The sequence below is a fragment of the Cellulomonas sp. plas2 genome (genome assembly GCF_057221735.1).
In genome coordinates this window covers 714,632-730,683 of sequence record NZ_CM170155.1, presented here as the reverse complement: position 1 = coordinate 730,683, position 16,052 = coordinate 714,632, and the positions used below count along the sequence as shown (strand labels likewise).

General features: G+C 76.1%; 15 protein-coding genes. 7 read left to right on the top strand and 8 right to left on the bottom strand.

The genetic code is table 11. The features are described from left to right. Window positions 1-158: 158 nt before the first annotated feature. Window positions 159-611: a hypothetical protein gene (locus tag AC2TDM_RS03280; protein ID WP_139224438.1), complete on the bottom strand. Its 453-nt coding sequence runs from the start codon at window positions 609-611 to the stop codon at window positions 159-161. A gap of 190 nt (window positions 612-801) precedes the next feature. Between AC2TDM_RS03280 and AC2TDM_RS03275 the strand changes: the two genes are divergently transcribed. The 3 genes from AC2TDM_RS03275 (at window position 802) to AC2TDM_RS03265 (ending at window position 2,259) form a co-directional block, all read left to right on the top strand. Then, window positions 802-1,296: a fluoride efflux transporter FluC gene (locus AC2TDM_RS03275; protein ID WP_484635809.1), complete on the top strand. Its 495-nt coding sequence runs from the start codon at window positions 802-804 to the stop codon at window positions 1,294-1,296. Next, window positions 1,293-1,670, top strand: coding sequence for a fluoride efflux transporter FluC (locus tag AC2TDM_RS03270; protein ID WP_308439558.1), 378 nt, complete (start codon window positions 1,293-1,295; stop codon window positions 1,668-1,670). The genes AC2TDM_RS03275 and AC2TDM_RS03270 overlap by 4 nt, the downstream gene beginning before the upstream one ends. A gap of 76 nt (window positions 1,671-1,746) precedes the next feature. Next, window positions 1,747-2,259, top strand: coding sequence for a hypothetical protein (locus tag AC2TDM_RS03265; protein ID WP_239079066.1), 513 nt, complete (start codon window positions 1,747-1,749; stop codon window positions 2,257-2,259). A gap of 56 nt (window positions 2,260-2,315) precedes the next feature. Here the strand turns inward: AC2TDM_RS03265 and AC2TDM_RS03260 are convergent, their stop codons facing one another. Beyond that, window positions 2,316-3,845 carry an amino acid permease gene (locus AC2TDM_RS03260; protein ID WP_090033404.1) on the bottom strand — a complete coding sequence of 510 codons (1,530 nt, stop codon included), beginning with the start codon at window positions 3,843-3,845 and terminating at the stop codon, window positions 2,316-2,318. Window positions 3,846-3,927: 82 nt separating this feature from the next. Continuing rightward, the gene (locus AC2TDM_RS03255) at window positions 3,928-4,287 is read right to left on the bottom strand and encodes a CBS domain-containing protein (protein WP_090033403.1); all 360 of its coding nucleotides are present in this window, start codon (window positions 4,285-4,287) and stop codon (window positions 3,928-3,930) included. Window positions 4,288-4,501: 214 nt separating this feature from the next. Here AC2TDM_RS03255 and AC2TDM_RS03250 point away from each other — a divergent pair, with 214 nt between their 5' ends. After that, window positions 4,502-5,410 (top strand): SRPBCC family protein, encoded by a 909-nt coding sequence (locus AC2TDM_RS03250; RefSeq protein ID WP_484635808.1) that lies wholly within the window; start codon window positions 4,502-4,504, stop codon window positions 5,408-5,410. Window positions 5,411-5,561: 151 nt separating this feature from the next. Here AC2TDM_RS03250 and AC2TDM_RS03245 read toward each other — a convergent pair whose 3' ends face one another. From AC2TDM_RS03245 to AC2TDM_RS03225, 5 genes are all read right to left on the bottom strand, one after another. Further along, window positions 5,562-6,443 (bottom strand): phosphatase PAP2 family protein, encoded by an 882-nt coding sequence (locus AC2TDM_RS03245; RefSeq protein ID WP_484635807.1) that lies wholly within the window; start codon window positions 6,441-6,443, stop codon window positions 5,562-5,564. 87 nt (window positions 6,444-6,530) lie between these two features. Then, entirely contained in the window at window positions 6,531-7,760 is a 1,230-nt protein-coding gene (locus AC2TDM_RS03240; protein WP_484635806.1) for an MFS transporter, read from the bottom strand. After that, window positions 7,669-9,438: a methyl-accepting chemotaxis protein gene (locus tag AC2TDM_RS03235; RefSeq protein WP_484635805.1), complete on the bottom strand. Its 1,770-nt coding sequence runs from the start codon at window positions 9,436-9,438 to the stop codon at window positions 7,669-7,671. Before AC2TDM_RS03235 ends, AC2TDM_RS03240 begins: the two co-directional genes overlap by 92 nt. Window positions 9,439-9,678: 240 nt before the next feature. Then, a complete protein-coding gene (locus AC2TDM_RS03230; RefSeq protein WP_484635804.1) occupies window positions 9,679-11,340 on the bottom strand; it encodes a methyl-accepting chemotaxis protein in 1,662 nt (553 codons plus the stop codon). 120 nt (window positions 11,341-11,460) lie between these two features. Further along, entirely contained in the window at window positions 11,461-12,639 is a 1,179-nt protein-coding gene (locus AC2TDM_RS03225) for an acyltransferase family protein (protein ID WP_484635803.1), read from the bottom strand. Between the two features lie 68 nt (window positions 12,640-12,707). On the opposite strand from AC2TDM_RS03225, the gene AC2TDM_RS03220 reads away from it, so the two are divergent. The 3 genes from AC2TDM_RS03220 (at window position 12,708) to AC2TDM_RS03210 (ending at window position 15,928) form a co-directional block, all read left to right on the top strand. Further along, window positions 12,708-13,766 carry an LLM class flavin-dependent oxidoreductase gene (locus AC2TDM_RS03220; protein ID WP_484635802.1) on the top strand — a complete coding sequence of 353 codons (1,059 nt, stop codon included), beginning with the start codon at window positions 12,708-12,710 and terminating at the stop codon, window positions 13,764-13,766. Between the two features lie 141 nt (window positions 13,767-13,907). After that, a complete protein-coding gene (locus tag AC2TDM_RS03215; RefSeq protein ID WP_090033392.1) occupies window positions 13,908-15,098 on the top strand; it encodes an ATP-binding cassette domain-containing protein in 1,191 nt (396 codons plus the stop codon). After that, window positions 15,095-15,928, top strand: coding sequence for an ABC transporter permease (locus tag AC2TDM_RS03210; RefSeq protein ID WP_090033391.1), 834 nt, complete (start codon window positions 15,095-15,097; stop codon window positions 15,926-15,928). Before AC2TDM_RS03215 ends, AC2TDM_RS03210 begins: the two co-directional genes overlap by 4 nt. Window positions 15,929-16,052 lie beyond the last annotated feature (124 nt).

The following is a 16,052-nucleotide window of genomic DNA, read 5'->3' as shown; positions in this document are numbered from 1 at the left end:
CCCCGCTGCCCTGGGGCGCCGGTCCGACGAGCCGACGGGGACCGGGCGCCCGCGTCCTGGGCGTCAGGCTAGGGAGCGCACGTTGCCCGCGTGTTACCCCCGGGAGGCGGGGAGGTCACCGCGGCCGACGACCCGGCCCGCCTCCGACGACGAGCGGGTCACCACGTCCAGCCGCGCTCGGCGAGGGCCAGCTCGACGACGAGCCTGTCCTCCGGACGCAGCTCGGCACGGGGTGCGGTGACGCCCGCGACGCGGCAGGCCTCGACGAGCAGCGCGTCGTAGGCGTGCTCGACCGCGATGAGCCGCCGGGCCCGCCCCCAGACGTGCGGGTCGGACTCGAGCACCCGCACCTGCTCGCCGAGGCGGGCGAGCCGGACCTGCAGCGTCAGCGCGACGAAGGGGTCCGGCCCGAGGGGCGTGTCCGTCGCGGCCTGCGCCGCCCGCGGGCGCGGGACGTACGTCGACCACCACCGCGGCCGGGCGGCGCGGGCCTCCGCCGACGGCGGTCCGTCGTCGTCCCGGGCCTCCACGGACGGAGGGACCCGACCGGTCACCGTGGCGGTCAGGGCGCGCACGAGCTCGGACAGCGTCACCGGTGTCCTGACGGCCATGGCTCGTCCCTGGGGGTCGTACGGTCCCCCGGGGCTGGGTGGACCGTCCCCCTCAGGCTAGACCCCGCCGTGGCGCCCGGCCACGGCGGGGTCCGCCCGCGCTCAGGACCCCTGGGCCGCGTCTCCGGCCCACTCGGTGCGCCGTCCGGGACGCCGCACGGGTGCCGGTCGCGCGCGGCAGGATGAGTCCGTGCCCGACCGCTCCCTGCCCGACGACCACCGCCCCGGCGGACGTCAGCCGCACCGCGACCTGCGCCTCGTCGCGCTCGTCGGCGCGGGCGGCGCCGTCGGCACCCTCCTGCGCCACACGGCCGGCCTGACCCTGCCGTCCGCCCCCGTCCCGGTGGCGACGCTCGCGGTCAACGTCTCCGGCGCCCTGCTGCTCGGGGTGCTGACCGCCGCCCTGGCGCGGCGCGGACCCGACACGGGCCCCCGGCGCGCGACGCGGCTCGCGCTCGGCACCGGGGTGCTCGGCGGCTGCACCACCTACTCGACGCTGGCCGTCGACGTCGTCCGCCTGGCCGCCGACGGACGTGCGGGCGTCGCCGCCGCGTACGCCGTCGTGACCCTCGTCGCCGGCCTGGCCGCGGCCGCCGCCGGCCTCGCGCTCGGCGCGGCCGCGTCCCGCCCGCCGCGCCGACCCGGCGTACCCGACGTCACCGGCGTGCCCGGCGGGCCGTCGTGATCCTCGCGCTGGCGGTCGCGGTCGCCGGCGGCCTCGGGGCAGCGACACGCCTCGTCGTCGACGGCGCGGTCCGCGAGCGGCTGCGCACCGCCGCCCCCAGCGGCACCCACGCGGTCAACCTCACCGGTTCCCTCCTGCTGGGGCTGCTCACCGGCCTGGTGCTGCGCGGGTGGCCCGGCGTGTGGGCCCTGGTGCTCGGCACGGGCTTCCTCGGCGGGTACACCACGTACGGGACGGCCGCCGTCGAGACCGCCCGGCTGCTGGCCGAGCGGCGGTGGTGGGCGGCGATGGTGCACGGCCCCGGGATGCTCGTCGCCGCGGTCCTGCTGGCCGCGCTGGGCCTCGTGCTGGGCGCCGGCCCCGCCCTCGGGTGACCGCCCGCACGCCCGGCTGAGCCGTTGCCCGCGACCCCCGGTTGCCGGAGCCGACCACCGGCTCTCCACTAGGTCCATGAGCTCCGACACGACGCCCGTGGCAGCCGACTCCCCCGCCCCCGACGACGAGCACGCGGCCGCCGCGCCGGACCCCGGCGAGCCCGACGCCGCCCACCACGTCCCGGACGGCGTCGACCGCGCCACCGTCGAGGCGGTCGGCAAGCTCACGGCCGCGCTCGAGGTCGTCGAGGAGGCGCGGGGCATGCTCTACGGCTTCCACCGCATGACGGGCCGCGCCGACAACGACCTCGCCGAGGCGCTCGAGGCGCTCGAGGGCGCGGGCCACGGCGACCTCGCCGAGCGCATCCGCACGGACCTGTACGGCCGCAACGTGCTCGCCCGCCGCTGGACCTTCCAGGTCGTCGAGGACTACGACGACCACTACTGGGAGCGGTGGCGCGGCTGGGAGCGGACCGTGCGCGAGGAGCTCGTCGCCGGGCGGCGGCACGTCTACGAGGCGCAGCTCAAGGAGGAGAACCGCACCCACGGCCGCGCCGGCCACGAGGCGCGGCCTGCCCCGGGCGCCTGACGGGTCGGTGCGGCGCCCGCAACCCGCGCGCCCGTCTCACCGGGCGGCGGCGCCGGTCACCGACCGGCGCCGCTCCGCGCCAGCACGCTGTGCCGGTAGGAGTACGCGGCGTAGACGACGACGCCCAGCGCGAGCCACGCCAGGAAGCGCAACCACGTCAGCGCCGTCAGGTTCGTCATGAGCCACAGGCACGCGAGCCCCGACACCACCGGCAGCACCGGGGACAGCGGCACGCGGAACCCGCGCGGCAGGTCCGGCCGCGACCGGCGCAGCAGCGGCACCCCGAAGCTGACCAGCACGAACGCCGACAGCGTCCCGATGTTGATCATCTCCTCGAGCAGCTCGACCTCCGCCAGCCCCGCGATGAGGGCCACGACGACCCCCGCGCCGACCTGCAGGCGCGCCGGCGTGCCGAACCGCGGCGACGTGCGGGACATGCCGCGCGGCAGCAGGCCGTCGCGGCTCATGGCGAAGACGACGCGCGTGAGCCCGAGCAGCAGCACCATGAGCACGCTCGTCAGCCCGACGAGGATCCCCACGGAGATGACCTGCCCGGCCCAGTCCGCGCCGACGAGGACGAACGCCGAGGTCAGCGACGGGCTCTCCTCCTGCGCCAGGTCGCGGTAGGACACCATCCCCGTGACGACGACCGTCACCAGGACGTACAGCACCGTCACCAGCGCCAGCCCGCCGAGGATGCCGCGCGGGATCGTCCGCTGCGGGTCGCGCGTCTCCTCCGCGGTCGTGGCCACGACGTCGAACCCGATGAACGCGAAGAACACGAGCGCCGCGCCGGACAGGACCCCGACGACCCCGTACGTCGTCGGCTCCGCGCCGGACAGGAACGCGAGCAGGGGCTGCTCGAGGCGGGCGGCCTGCGGCGCCGCCTCGGCCGGCGGGATGAACGGGGCGTAGTTCTCGGCGCGCACGTAGAAGAACCCCGCGACGACGACGAACAGCGTGATGCCGACCTTGATGAGCGTGAACACGCTGTTCACGCGCGCGCTCAACCGGGTCCCGACGGCGAGCAGGGCCGTGAACACCCCGACGACGAGCACCGGCCCCCACTCGAGGTCCACGCCGCCGAGCGTGAGCGTCGTCGGCACGTCGACGCCGAACAGGCCGAACGCGTCGGACAGGTACACGCCCCAGAACTTCGCGATGACCGCCGAGGCGAGCAGCATCTCCAGGATCAGGTCCCAGCCGATGATCCACGCGACCGCCTCCCCCATCGTCGCGTAGGAGAACGTGTACGCGGACCCGGCGACGGGCAGGGTCGAGGCGAACTCGGCGTAGCACATGATGGCCAGCGCGCAGACGACCGAGGCGATGACGAAGGACAGGATGACGCCCGGGCCGGCGTAGTTGGCGGCGGCCGTGGCGCCCACGGAGAAGATGCCGGCGCCGACCGCGACGGCCACGCCGAGGACGGCCAGGTCCCACGCGGTGAGCTCGCGCCGGAGGGACCGCTCCGGGTCGTCGGCGGCGGCCAGCGAGTCCTCCACGGACTTGCGCCGCAGGATCCCCGTGGTCCGGCCGGGCCGCGCCGGCGCGGGCCCGCCCCTCGTGCCGCTCGCGCTCGTCATGGGGGCATCGTGGCGGTCCCGCGCACCCGGGGTCCACCCGGGGGCTGCGCCCGCCGGGGGCCGGCTGGCCGGTGCTCCCCGGTCAGCGCTCCAGGTCGGTCGAGGAGACGATGCCGACGATCCCGCCCTCGTCGACGACGGGCAGCCGCCGCACGCCGTGCTCCGCCATGACGCGGGCGGCCTGCGCGACGTCGTCGCCGGGGGCCAGCGTCACCAGCGACCCGCTGCACACCTGACCGACGGGGTCGCCGGAGGCACCGCCCGCGGCGAGCACCCGCACGACGAGGTCCCGGTCCGTGACGATCCCGACGAGCTGCCCGCGGTCGGTGACCAGCACGTCGCCGATGCCCTCGTCGCGCATGAGCACGGCCGCCTCCCGCACGGTCGTGGTCGCGTCGACGGTGACGGGGTCGGGGGTGACGACGTCGGCGACGGTCGGCATGGCGGTCCTCTCACGGGGTGCGCGACGCGTGATGGCGTGCGCCGGTGGGCGGCGGGTGTGCTCCTGTGCCCGCCCCCAGCGTCCGTCGGGCCCTCGCCGCGCGCATCCGCAGGGCCGCCCGTAGCGTCGAGCGGGTCGAGAGCAGCCGCGGCCCAGCCACGAGCCGCGACGCGCAGGACGGGGAGGACCCCCGTCGGGACGGGAGGAACGGACCATGACCACGACGGTCGAGAAGTCGCTGCTGGTGGACGTGCCGGTGTCCGTGGCCTACGGGCAGTGGACGCAGTTCGAGCAGTTCCCCAAGTTCATGAGCGGCGTCGAGCGCATCGAGCAGCAGGACGACGAGCACCTGCACTGGGTCGCCGAGATCGCCGGCGTGCGCCGCGAGTGGGACGCCCGCATCGTCGAGCAGGTCCCGGACCGGAAGGTCGCCTGGGCGGCGACGAGCGGCGCGACGAACGCGGGCGCCGTGACGTTCGAGCCGGCGGGGCCCGGGCAGACGCACGTGCACCTGCACCTCGAGTACGAGCCCGAGGGCCTGGTGGAGAAGGTGGGCGACAAGCTGTCCATCGTCGAGAAGCAGGCCGAGGGCGACCTCGAGCGCTTCAAGGCCTACATCGAGGGCGAGGGCACCGCCAGCGGCTCCTGGCAGGGCACCGTCGACCCCGGCCTGGACGCCCGGCCCGGCATCGCCGACGCCGCCACCTCCATCGGTGACGACGGCAAGGCGGGCCTGAGCGGCAAGGCCGTCGCCGCGGGCGTCGGCGTGGCCGCCGCGGCCGTGGCGGCCGTCGTCGCGGGCCGCAAGCACGGCGAGGAGGAGCACACGGTCGCGTCGCTGGCCACGGAGCACCCCGCCGAGCAGCCGACGACCCCGACGACGGCGACGACGTCGCCCGCCGTGCTGCCCGAGGACGGCGCCCCCGCCGCCACGACGGACGAGCTCGACGTCGTCGCCCCGACGACGAGCGCGCACGACCTCGACCCGGTCGAGCCGGCCACGCACGTCGGCGGCCCCGCCCCGGTCGGCACGGGCCCGGTCACGACCGGCACGCCCACCCTGACGGGGACCACCGCCGGCGAGGGCGACACCGTCCCCGGCGAGGAGGCGAACCGCATCTGACGGGCCGACGGGACCTGACGGGCGGGCGCCACGTGCGCCGTCCGAGCGGGTACGCCGAGGGGCGGGTCGCAGCAGCGGCCCGCCCCTCGTCGTGCCCGCCGGCGCTTCGGCGACGGGCGCGCGTCGAGGCGTGCCGTCCGCCCGGGCCCGCCTAGCCGGCCGGGGTCGCGCCGGCGTCGTCGCCGGGGCGGGAGCCCGCGGTCATGCGCGCGGCGCGCACGGCGCGCCGGCGGTCGACCACGACGACGCCGCCGAGCACCGCGACCGCGAGCGCGAGGCCCGCCGTCACGTCGGTGAGGAAGTGGTAGCCCAGGTAGAGGCGGCTCCCGGCGACGAGCAGGATCCCGGCGGAGGTCGTCAGCACCCACAGCACGAGCGAGCGCCGGTGCGGGTTGCGGATCCACACGAGGTAGCCGAGCACGAGCAGGAACGTGGCGGTGCCGACGGTGTGCCCCGAGGGGAAGGAGTAGGTGCTCTCCGACCCCGGCACGGACATCGTCGACAGCGGCGGGCGGGGCCGGGCGACGACCGCCTTGACCGTCACGGACACGAGCGTCGACGCGACCATCGCGGCCGCGAGCAGGCCCGGCTGCCACCAGGACCGCGTGCGCCACCCCCACGCCAGGCACGCGACGAGCACCACGACGGGCAGCACGGACGGCCCGGTCACGGCCGAGACCGCCGTGAGGAACGCCGTCAGCGCCGGTCCGCGGGCGGCCACGAGCCAGTCGAGGACGGGGGTGTCGGCGGAGGCGAGGTCGTCGCGCTCCTGCACCGCGTCGAGGACGCCGAGGAAGACCGCCGTGCCCAGGGCGACGAGCACCAGGCCCACGACCACCGCCACGCGCGAGGTGGGGTCCCGCAGCTCCCCGCGCCGGTCCCAGGCACCGCGCACGGCGCGGCCCGCCCCGGAGACGACCTCCCGGTACCAGGGCTGACCCGGCGCACGACCCGCCGCACGACCCGGCTCGCGACCCGCCCCACGACCATGCGGCTGCTCGGGCGGCGGGACGGAGGACGGCTCGGCGTGCATCGCGCGATGATCCCAGCCGTCGACCTCACCGGCGAGCGGGACGGGCGGACCGGGCGGGCCGGGTCCCGTCGAGCGGGACGGCCGCCCTCAGGCCGCGGCGTCCTCCAGCGCCACGTGCGAGAGCTGCCGCCACAGCAGGACGCAGAACAGGGCCGACCCGACGAACGCGAACCAGAACGGTGCCGTCACGCCGAGCTCCCGGGCCAGCAGCCCGCCGATCCCGGAGCCCACGACGAGCCCGCCGAACACGCCCACGGTGTTCACGGCGCCGACCCGCCCCTGGAACGCCGTCGGCACGGCTCGCTGCCGGACGGTCACCGAGGTGGTCCCCCAGACGAACGCGTGCACCCCGAAGACGAGCATGACCGCGAGCGCGACGGCCAGGTCGGTCGTCAGCGCGAAGGCCAGGTGCGTGAGCGTCTCGAGCACGAGCCCGATGCGCATGAGGTCGCCCAGGCTCAGGCGCCGCGTCAGCCGGCCGTACAGCGCCGTGCCGAGCAGGCCGCCGACGGCGCTCGTCGTCGTCAGCAGGCCGTAGCCCACCGGTCCCGCGCCCAGCCGCTCCTGCGCCCACAGCACGAGCACGGACCAGGCCGCGCCGAAGGTGACGTTGAAGACGAGCACGGTGAGCACCAGGGTCCGCACCGCGGCGTGGTGCCGCACCCAGCGGAAGCCGTCGAGGACGTCGTGGTGCACCCGCCCCGGCGCGGCGGCCGGCACGTGCGCGGGCAGCCGCACCCGGGCGACGAGCACCGCGCCGAGCCCGACGAGCAGCGCCTGCAGGCCGAACGGCAGGGCGTGCCCCACCGTGAACAGCGCCGCGCCCAGCGGCGGCCCGGCGAGCTGGTTGACGGTGATGAAGCCGGTCTGCAGCCGGGCGTTGCCGACGGCCAGGTCGTCGCGGTCGACGAGCATGGGCAGCAGGGTCTGCGAGGTGTTGTCCGCGAAGACCTCGCAGCACCCCACGAGCAGCAGCGCGAGCAGCACGGTGGCGATCGTCGCGTGGCCCGCCAGCACCGTGGCGGTGAGCACCAGCAGGACGGCGGCCCGCAGCACGTCGACGCGCACCACGAGCCGCCGCCGGTCGAGCCGGTCGGACAGCGCCCCCGCCAGCGGCCCGAGCACGAGCGGCGGCAGCCACTGCAGGGTGGCGGCCAGCGCCACGAGCAGCGGGTCCTCCGTGAGCGAGGCCACCAGGAGCGGCCCCGCCGCCAGCGCGACCCCGTCACCGAGGTTGCTCACCCACGAGGAGGCCAGCAGCCAGCGGAACGACGTCCCCAGACGTCGCGGCGCGACGACCTCCCCCACCCGGCTCACGAGCGGACGATCCTAGCGAGGCGCGCCGCCCGGGCTCGACGTCGTTCCCGCGCTCAGACCTGGAACCGCCCGACGAGCCCGCGCAGCTCCGCGGAAGCTCGGCGACGGCCTGCTGCGACTCGGACACGCCCTGGGTGGTGGAGTCGGCCGCCGTCGCCACGCCGGTGATGTTCGTGGCGATCTCCCCCGAGCCGGTGGCGGCCTCGGCCACCGAGCGGGTCATCTCGCTCGTCGTGGCGGTCTGCTCCTCGACCGCGGCGGCGATCGTCGACTGGAAGTCGTTGATGGAGTCGATGACGTGGGTGATCTGCGCGATGGCGGTGACCGCCCCCGCGGTGTCGCCCTGGATGGCGTCGACGCGCCGGGCGATGTCCTCCGTGGCCTTCGCCGTCTCCTGCGCCAGCTCCTTGACCTCCCCGGCGACGACCGCGAAGCCCTTGCCGGCCTCCCCGGCGCGTGCGGCCTCGATGGTCGCGTTGAGGGCCAGGAGGTTGGTCTGCTCGGCGATCTGCGTGATGGTCCGCACGACGTCCCCGATCTCGCGGGAGGAGTCGCCGAGGCGCGTCATGAGCTCGCTCGTCGCGGCCGCCTCCGTGACGGCGGTGCGGGCGACCTCGGCGGCGCGCGAGGCGTTCTGCGCGATCTCCGTGATGGAGGCGCCCATCTGCTCGGTGCCCGCGGCGACGGTCTGGACGTTGCGCGACACCTGCTCCGCGGCGGCCGAGACCACGCCGGCCTGCGCGGCCGTCTCCTCCGCGGCGGCCGCGATCTGCCCGGACGTGGCGGACATCTGCTCGGACGCGGAGGCCAGCGAGACGGCGGACGCGTCGATCGTCGTCACGGTGCCGCGCAGGAAGGCCGCGGCCCGGTCCAGCGCCTGCCCGACGAGGCCGACCTCGTCGCGCGAGTCGAGGTCGACGCGGCGGGTGAGGTCGCCGCGGGACAGCGCGTCGGCGACGTCGCGCACCCGGCCCAGCCGCCGGGCGACCGACCCCGCGACGACGACCGCGATGCCCACGGCCACGCCCATGCCCACGACCAGCAGGACGACCGTGCGCGTCCGGCTGGAGAGGAAGGAGGCGTGCGCCTCCTGGGCCGCGGCCGCGGCCGCGTCGGTCTCCCCCGTGACGAGGGCGTCGAGGCTGCCCATCATCCGCACGATCGTCCCGGCCGCCTCGCCGTCGCGGACCGAGACGTAGGTCGCGCGGTCGTCGGCGAGCGCGGCCGGCACGAGCTGCGCGTCGCGGATGACCACGTACTCCTCGAAGGCCTTCGTGAACGCGGCGAGCGAGTCGCGGGCCGCGTCCGTGAGGTCCAGCTCGCCGTAGGCCGCCATGGCGTCGCGGAGGGCGGCCTCGTCGTCGACCATGGCCGACCGGGCGGCGGCGAGGTCGTCGTCGTCCTGCGCGATCATGAGGTTGGCCAGGTCGAAGCGCATGGAGACGGTCGCGCGGCGGATGACGGCCGCCTGCAGCAGGCCCTGGACGTTCTGCTCGTACAGGCCCTTGGTCCGCGCGTCGGCGGAGCCGAGCGCCGCGACCGCGAGCGTCCCGACGAGCGCGCCGACGAGCACGGCCACGAGGAGGGCGGACAGCACCTGGACGCGGACCCCGAGGTCCGACAGGCGCTGGAGGGGGCGGCGGGGCTGCGGGGCCGGCGCGGTGGGCGTGACGGACATCGGGTTTCCTCCCGGGCACCGGTCGCGCCGGCGCTGGTCGTTCTGCAGGACGTCACCGTGACGTCCTGCACGTCCCATCGGCGCCCGCGTCCTCGGCGCAGGGGACCTCCGTCCCGGGTCGACGGGGGACCCAGGTCCGGGCACCCGTCGCCTCCGGTCGCCCGCCACAACGACGACGGCCGGCGCAGGTCCGTCGGGGACCCGTTCCGGCCGACGTGGACCGGGTGCTGCTCGGACTGCTCAGACCTGGAAGCGCCCGACGAGCGTGCGCAGCTCCGCGGACATGCGGGCCATCTCCTGGACGGCCTGCTGCGACTCGCCGACGCCCTGCGTCGTCGACCCGGCGGCCTCCGCCACCTGCACGATGGTCCGGGCGATCTCGCCGGAGCCCGTCGCGGCCTCGGCCACCGAGCGGGTCATCTCGCTCGTCGTCGCGGTCTGCTCCTCCACCGCCGCGGCGATGGTGGACTGGAAGTCGCTGATGGAGTCGATGACCCCGCTGATCTGGCCGATGGCGGCGGCGGCGCCGGCGGTGTCGGACTGGATGGCGTCGACGCGGCGGGCGATGTCCTCCGTGGCCCGCGCCGTCTCCTGCGCGAGCTCCTTGACCTCCCCGGCGACGACCGCGAAGCCCTTGCCGGCCTCCCCGGCGCGCGCGGCCTCGATGGTCGCGTTGAGGGCCAGCAGGTTCGTCTGCTCGGCGATGGAGGTGATGACCTTGACGACGTCCCCGATCTCGCGCGAGGAGTCGCCGAGCCGGGTCATCGTGGCCGTCGTCTCCGCGGCGTCGCTGACCGCCCGGCGGGCGACCTCGGCCGCCCGCGCCGCGTTCTCCGCGATCTCGTGGATGGAGGCGCCCATCTGCTCCGTGCCCGCGGCCACGGTCTGCACGTTGCGGGACACCTGCTCGGCGGACGCGGAGACGACGCCGGCCTGGTCCGCGGTCTGCTCCGCCGCGGCGGCGATCTGGTGCGAGGTCGCCGACATCTCCTCCGACGCCGACGCCAGCGAGGACGCGGAGGCCTCGATCGTCGTGACGAGCCCCCGCAGCGCGGCCGACGCCTCGTCGAGCGCGACGCCGACGGCGCCGACCTCGTCGCCGGACGTCACGCCGCTGGAGCGGGTGAGGTCGCCGCGGGCGACCGCCTGCGCCACGTCCCGGACCCGGGCGAGCCGGCCGGCGATGGACCCGGCGACGAGCAGCCCCGCCCCGAGCGCCACGACGATCCCGACGACGAGCGCCACGAGCATCTGCGTCCGGCTCGACAGGAAGAGCGCGTGCGCGTCGGCCGAGGCCGCCTGGCCCTGAGCCTTCTCGCCGTCGACGAGGGCCTGCAGGTCGTCCGTCATCGCGGCGATGACCGGCGCGGCCGTCTCGTCGCGGGCCGTGCGGAACGCGTCGAGGTCGCCCGCGTCGGCTGCCGGGAGCATCTGCTCGTCGCGGATGGTCAGGTACTGCTCCAGCGCCGCCTCGTAGTCCGCGACGAGGGACAGCGTGCGCTCGTCGACTGGCGGGGTGGTGAGGGACGCCAGGCCGGCGCGCAGGGCCTCCTCGTCCTCGTCGAGGGTGCGCAGGTACTTCTCGCGGTCCGCCTCGCTGCCCGAGACGGCGTAGTTGACGACGTTCAGCCGCATCGACAGCGTCGCCCGGCGCACGCCTGCCGCGTCCTGCAGCCCGGCGAAGTTCTGCTCGTACAGCGCCGTCGTCCGCGCGTCGTTGGCCGCCAGCGCGGTGATGCCCACGACGCCGACGAGCACCGCGACGAGGCCCGCGAGCGAGACGGCGACCAGCACCTGCAGGCGCACCCCGCGGTCCTGGAGCCAGGCCAGCGGGCTGTGGCGGGCGCCTCGGCCCGGAGCCCCGGGCACGCGGGGTGCGGTCGCGACGGTCGGTGCGGACATGATGGCGGTCCTCCTCCAAGTGCGCCCCTGCGCACGCCCCTGCAGCGGGCCGCCCTGGTCTGGACGTCCCCGGCGGGAGGATCGGCGGGGACGTCCACCCGCTTGAGGGGTCCGGCCCGATCAGTCGGCGGAACCGGCGGACGACCGCCGGCGGGAGCGCGGGAGCCGCTGCGCGACGGCCGTCAGCCCCTGCTCCACGGCGCGGCGCAGCGGCGGGTTGAGCCGCCTCTCCACCCCGTGGTGGATCGCCGCTGCGAGGGCCAGCGAGACCGCGGCTGCCAGCAGCACGGCCACGGCCGCCGGCACGTGCGGCTCGACGAGGTCGATCACCCACCAGCCCCAGAACAGGTGCACGAGGTACAGGGGGTACGTCAGCGCCCCGACGGACGTCAACCAGGGCCGGTCGAACCGCGCCAGCGGCGTGAGGGCCGCCACCGCCACGGCGGCGAAGCAGCCCACGGAGACCAGCGCCAGCACGACCGGGTCCGCGTCGAACGCCGTCGTCCGGTCGAGGGTGCTCCCCTTGCCGAGGGCCGCGCTCCACACGCCGAGCGCTGCGTTGCCCACGACGACGAGCCACGGCACGAGGGCGTGCCCGTCCCGCCAGACGAGGAACAGCGCCATGCCGCCGGCGAAGAAGGGCGCGTACTGCCCGACCGTGAGGGTGTCGAGCAGGCTCCAGTCCTGCCGCGCGGCGACCACGGCCACCACCGGCCACACCGCCGCGAAGGCCAGCACCCGCCGCCGCGTCAGCCCCACGGCCACGAGCAGCACCACCAGGAGGTAGAACCGCAGCTCGGCCCAGAGCGTCCAGTAGACGCCGTCCACGTGGTCCACGCCGACGACCGACTGCAGCAGCGTCGCGTTGACCAGCACCTGACCGGGCGAGACGTCCTTGCCCTGCGGCCACAGCACGAGCAGGAGGAAGCCGGTGAGCGCGAGGGCCGCCCAGTAGGCGGGGTACAGCCGCGCCACGCGCGAGGCGACGACGGCCGGCACTGACCGGCCCCAGGCCGTCCAGAGGATGACGAACCCGCTGATGACGAAGAACAGCTCGGGCGCCAGCGAGAAGTAGATCGCCACGGACCCCACGGCGGGCAGCTGGTCCCCCGACGCCTCACCCCACGCCGTGCTCTCCCGGGCGGTCCAGTGGTAGACGACGACCCCGACGGCGGCCAGGAACCGCAGGCCGTCCAGGGTGCGCAGCCGCGAGCGCGGCGGGGTGCCGGACGTGCGGTCCGCCGCCCCGTCCGGCCGGGCGGGCGCGGACGGGCCGGTGCGCGCGGAGAGGGTCGTCACCGCGTGACGATAGGCAGGGCGCACGAGGTCCCGCCCGTCGAGCGGGGCCGCCCTGCTAGCGTCGCGACGTGCCGCCTCCGCAGGGTCCCACGCCCGACCTGCAGCAGGACCTGCAGCAGGACCTCCCCCCGGACCGCCCGCAGGACCGCCCACAGCACCTCCGGCACGACCTCGCCGTCCTGCTCCCCCGCGACCTGCCCGCGGCGGACGTCCTGACCTACGCGCGGCGCGCCGAGGGGCTGGGGTTCGACGAGCTGTGGGTGGTGGAGGACCTCGGGTTCCGGGGCGGCGTGGCGCAGGCCGCGGCGGTGCTGGCGGCCACGGCCCGGATCAGGGTCGGCGTCGGCATCCTGCCCGCCGCCGCCCGCAACGCCGCCTTCGCCGCGATGGAGGTGGCCACGCTGGCGGCGCTCTTCCCGGGCCGCGTGGACGTCGGCGTCGGGCACGGCATGCCGGGCTGGATGCGGTCCGCGGGTGCCTGGCCGGCCCGGCCCCTGGGCCTGCTCGAGGCGTGGACGACCGCGGTGCGGGACCTGCTCGCCGGTCGCACGGTCACGCTGCACGCGGCGGGCGTCGACCTGGACGCCGTCGCCCTCGACCCGTCCGCGGTGCCCGCGGTGCCCCCGCGGCTCCTGGCCGGCGTGCGGGGCCCGCGGTCCCTCGCCCTGGCGGGCCGGGTGCTCGACGGCACCGTGCTGGCGGAGCCCGTGACGCCCGAGTACGTCCGGGCGGCGCGGGAGCAGATCGCGGCGACCGGGCCCCACCGCGTCGTCGGGTACCACGTGACCTCGGTCGACGAGGACGCCGCGCGCGCCCTCGCCGCCGCGCGCCCGGGCCTGCGCTGGGTCGGCGAGCCGGACTGGGCCCCGCACCTGGCGCCCCTGCCGTTCGCCGACGGGCTGGCCGAGCTGCGCGCCGAGGTCGACGGGCCCGAGTCGTTCGCGCGGCGCATGCCCGACGCCTGGGTGCGGCAGCTCGCCCTCGCCGGGACGCCGTCGGACGTCCGCGCCCGGCTGTCCGCGCTGTCCGCCGCAGGCCTCGACTGCTCCGTCCTCATGCCCGTGGGCGACGACCCCCTCGGCGCGCTCGAGGACCTCGCGACGCTGCGGGAGCCGCTCGCCCGCTGACGCGGGGCGGCCCCGGCTGAGCCGGCCCGGGCCGGACGGCACCCGCGAGCGCGAGGCCGATGAGTCCGGGCCCCGCCGCCGGTCCACCCCTCCGACAGCGCCGCGCGGGCAGGCCGCGGCGCGCCGACGAGGAGGACAGGCATGATCCGAGCACGCGGGCTCGTGCAGACGTTCCGGTCCCGGCAGGGCCGCACGACGAGCGAGGTCCGTGCCGTCGACGGCGTGGACCTCGACGTCGAGGACGGGGAGGTCGTCGGCTTCCTCGGCCCGAACGGGGCGGGCAAGACCACCACGCTGCGCATCCTCACCACGCTCCTGCGGCCGACCGCGGGCACGGCGACGGTCGCCGGGCACGACGTCGCGACGCAGGCGGAGCAGGTGCGGCGCAGCATCGGCTACGTCTCCCAGGCGGGCGGCGCCTTCAGCGGCGCGCGCGCAGGCGACGAGGTCGTCGACCACGGGATGCTCTACGGGCTGCCGCGCCGGGTCGTCGAGGAGCGCGGTCGCGCGCTGTTCAGCCAGCTCGACCTCGAGGGGCTGTGGACGCGCACGCCGCGCACCATGTCCGGCGGCCAGAAGCGTCGCCTCGACATCGTCATGGGCATCGTCCACGAGCCGCGCCTCGTGTTCCTCGACGAGCCGACGACGGGCCTGGACCCGCAGGCGCGCGCCAACCTGTGGGAGCACATCCGCGGGCTGCGCGACCGGCGCGGCGCGACCGTGCTGCTCACGACGCACTACCTCGACGAGGCCGACGCCCTGTCCGACCGGATCGTCATCATCGACCACGGCAGGGTCGTCGCGTCCGACACCCCGGCGGCGCTGAAGGAGCAGGTGGCGGGCGACCTCGTCGACCTCGAGGTGGAGGACCCGGCCCAGCGCGCGGAGGCCGCGGCGCGGCTGGAACGCCTCGTCGCGCAGGCGGGAGCGGGTGCGGGTGCAGGTCCCGGTGCGACTCCCGGTCCGTCGTCGTCGGGCGGCGTCGTCGAGCAGGACGGACGGCACGTGCGCGCCCGGGTGCGCCGCGCCGGCCGGGCGGTGCCGGGCCTCCTGCGCGAGCTCGACGCCGCCGGCGTGGCCCTCGCCTCGATCGAGGTCGTCCGACCGACGCTCGACGACGTGTTCCTCGCGCTCACGGGCCGGTCCCTGCGCGACACGGGCGGCTCGTCGCCGGACGCGGCCGCTCGGGGCAGCACCACCAGCAGCACCACCAGCAGCACCACCAGCAGCAGCAGCACCACCCCCGGGAGCACCACCGTGCCGCAGCCCACCCCCACGCCCTCCGCGCCGACGGCGTCCACGTCCACCCCGACCACCGGAGCGCTGCGATGACCACCTCGACCGTGCCCGTCGGCGCGAGCGCCCCCTCCGCCGGCCCCGCCGACGTGCCGCCCCTGGGCTCGGCCCGGCGCTTCCTGCGGGACAGCGGGATCGTCTTCCGCCGCCAGCTCCGCATGAACCTGCGCAACCCGGCGTGGGTCATCATCGGGATGCTGCAGCCGGTGCTGTACCTGCTGCTCTTCGGTCCCCTGCTCGAACCGCTCATCGGGCAGCTTGGCGCGACGAACGCCTACACGTTCTTCGTGCCCGGGATGCTCGTCCAGCTCGGGGTCTTCGGGGCGTTCTTCGCCGGGTTCTCGCTCATCGGTGAGTGGCGCGAGGGCGTCATCGAGGCCGAGCGCGTGACCCCCGCCAACCGCACCGCGCTGCTCGTGGGCCGCCTCTACCGCGACCTGCTGCAGCTGCTCGTGCAGGCGCTGATCCTCGTCGGGCTGGGCTTCGCGCTCGGCATGGACGCGTCCGTGGGGGGCCTCGTGCTCGGTGTGCTGCTGACGCTGCTGCTCGGCGGCGCGTGCGCGGCGGCGTCGAACGCGCTGGCGCTGACGACGAAGTCCGAGGACGTCATGGCACCGGTCATCAACATGGTCATGCTGCCGGTGCTGCTGCTGTCCGGGATCCTCCTGCCGATGACGATCGGTCCCGCGTGGCTGCAGACCGCCAGCGACTTCATGCCCATCCGGTGGGTGGTGGACGGGGTCCGCACGTCCTTCGCGGGGGACCTGGCGTCCTCGACGCTGCTGTGGGGGACGGTCTGGGCGCTGGGCCTCTTCGCCGCCGCGGTCTGGTGGGGCACGGCGACGTTCCGCCGCGAGAACGCCTGACGGCACGGCCGCCGCGAGCGTCGCCCGGCCACCGCACGGCTCTCACCGCACGGCTCGCACAAGACGGCTCCCACCGCAACGCTTCCGCCGCACGGCTCGTGCCCACCGGTGGCGCGTCCGGCCC

Coding starts and splice junctions, on each gene's coding strand:
- AC2TDM_RS03280 (WP_139224438.1), bottom strand. CDS start 611: ATGGCCGTCAGGACACCGGTGACGCTGTCCGAGCTCGTGCGCGCCCTG.
- AC2TDM_RS03265 (WP_239079066.1), top strand. CDS start 1,747: ATGAGCTCCGACACGACGCCCGTGGCAGCCGACTCCCCCGCCCCCGAC.
- AC2TDM_RS03260 (WP_090033404.1), bottom strand. CDS start 3,845: ATGACGAGCGCGAGCGGCACGAGGGGCGGGCCCGCGCCGGCGCGGCCC.
- AC2TDM_RS03255 (WP_090033403.1), bottom strand. CDS start 4,287: ATGCCGACCGTCGCCGACGTCGTCACCCCCGACCCCGTCACCGTCGAC.
- AC2TDM_RS03250 (WP_484635808.1), top strand. CDS start 4,502: ATGACCACGACGGTCGAGAAGTCGCTGCTGGTGGACGTGCCGGTGTCC.
- AC2TDM_RS03245 (WP_484635807.1), bottom strand. CDS start 6,443: ATGCACGCCGAGCCGTCCTCCGTCCCGCCGCCCGAGCAGCCGCATGGT.
- AC2TDM_RS03235 (WP_484635805.1), bottom strand. CDS start 9,438: ATGTCCGTCACGCCCACCGCGCCGGCCCCGCAGCCCCGCCGCCCCCTC.
- AC2TDM_RS03230 (WP_484635804.1), bottom strand. CDS start 11,340: ATGTCCGCACCGACCGTCGCGACCGCACCCCGCGTGCCCGGGGCTCCG.
- AC2TDM_RS03215 (WP_090033392.1), top strand. CDS start 13,908: ATGATCCGAGCACGCGGGCTCGTGCAGACGTTCCGGTCCCGGCAGGGC.
- AC2TDM_RS03210 (WP_090033391.1), top strand. CDS start 15,095: ATGACCACCTCGACCGTGCCCGTCGGCGCGAGCGCCCCCTCCGCCGGC.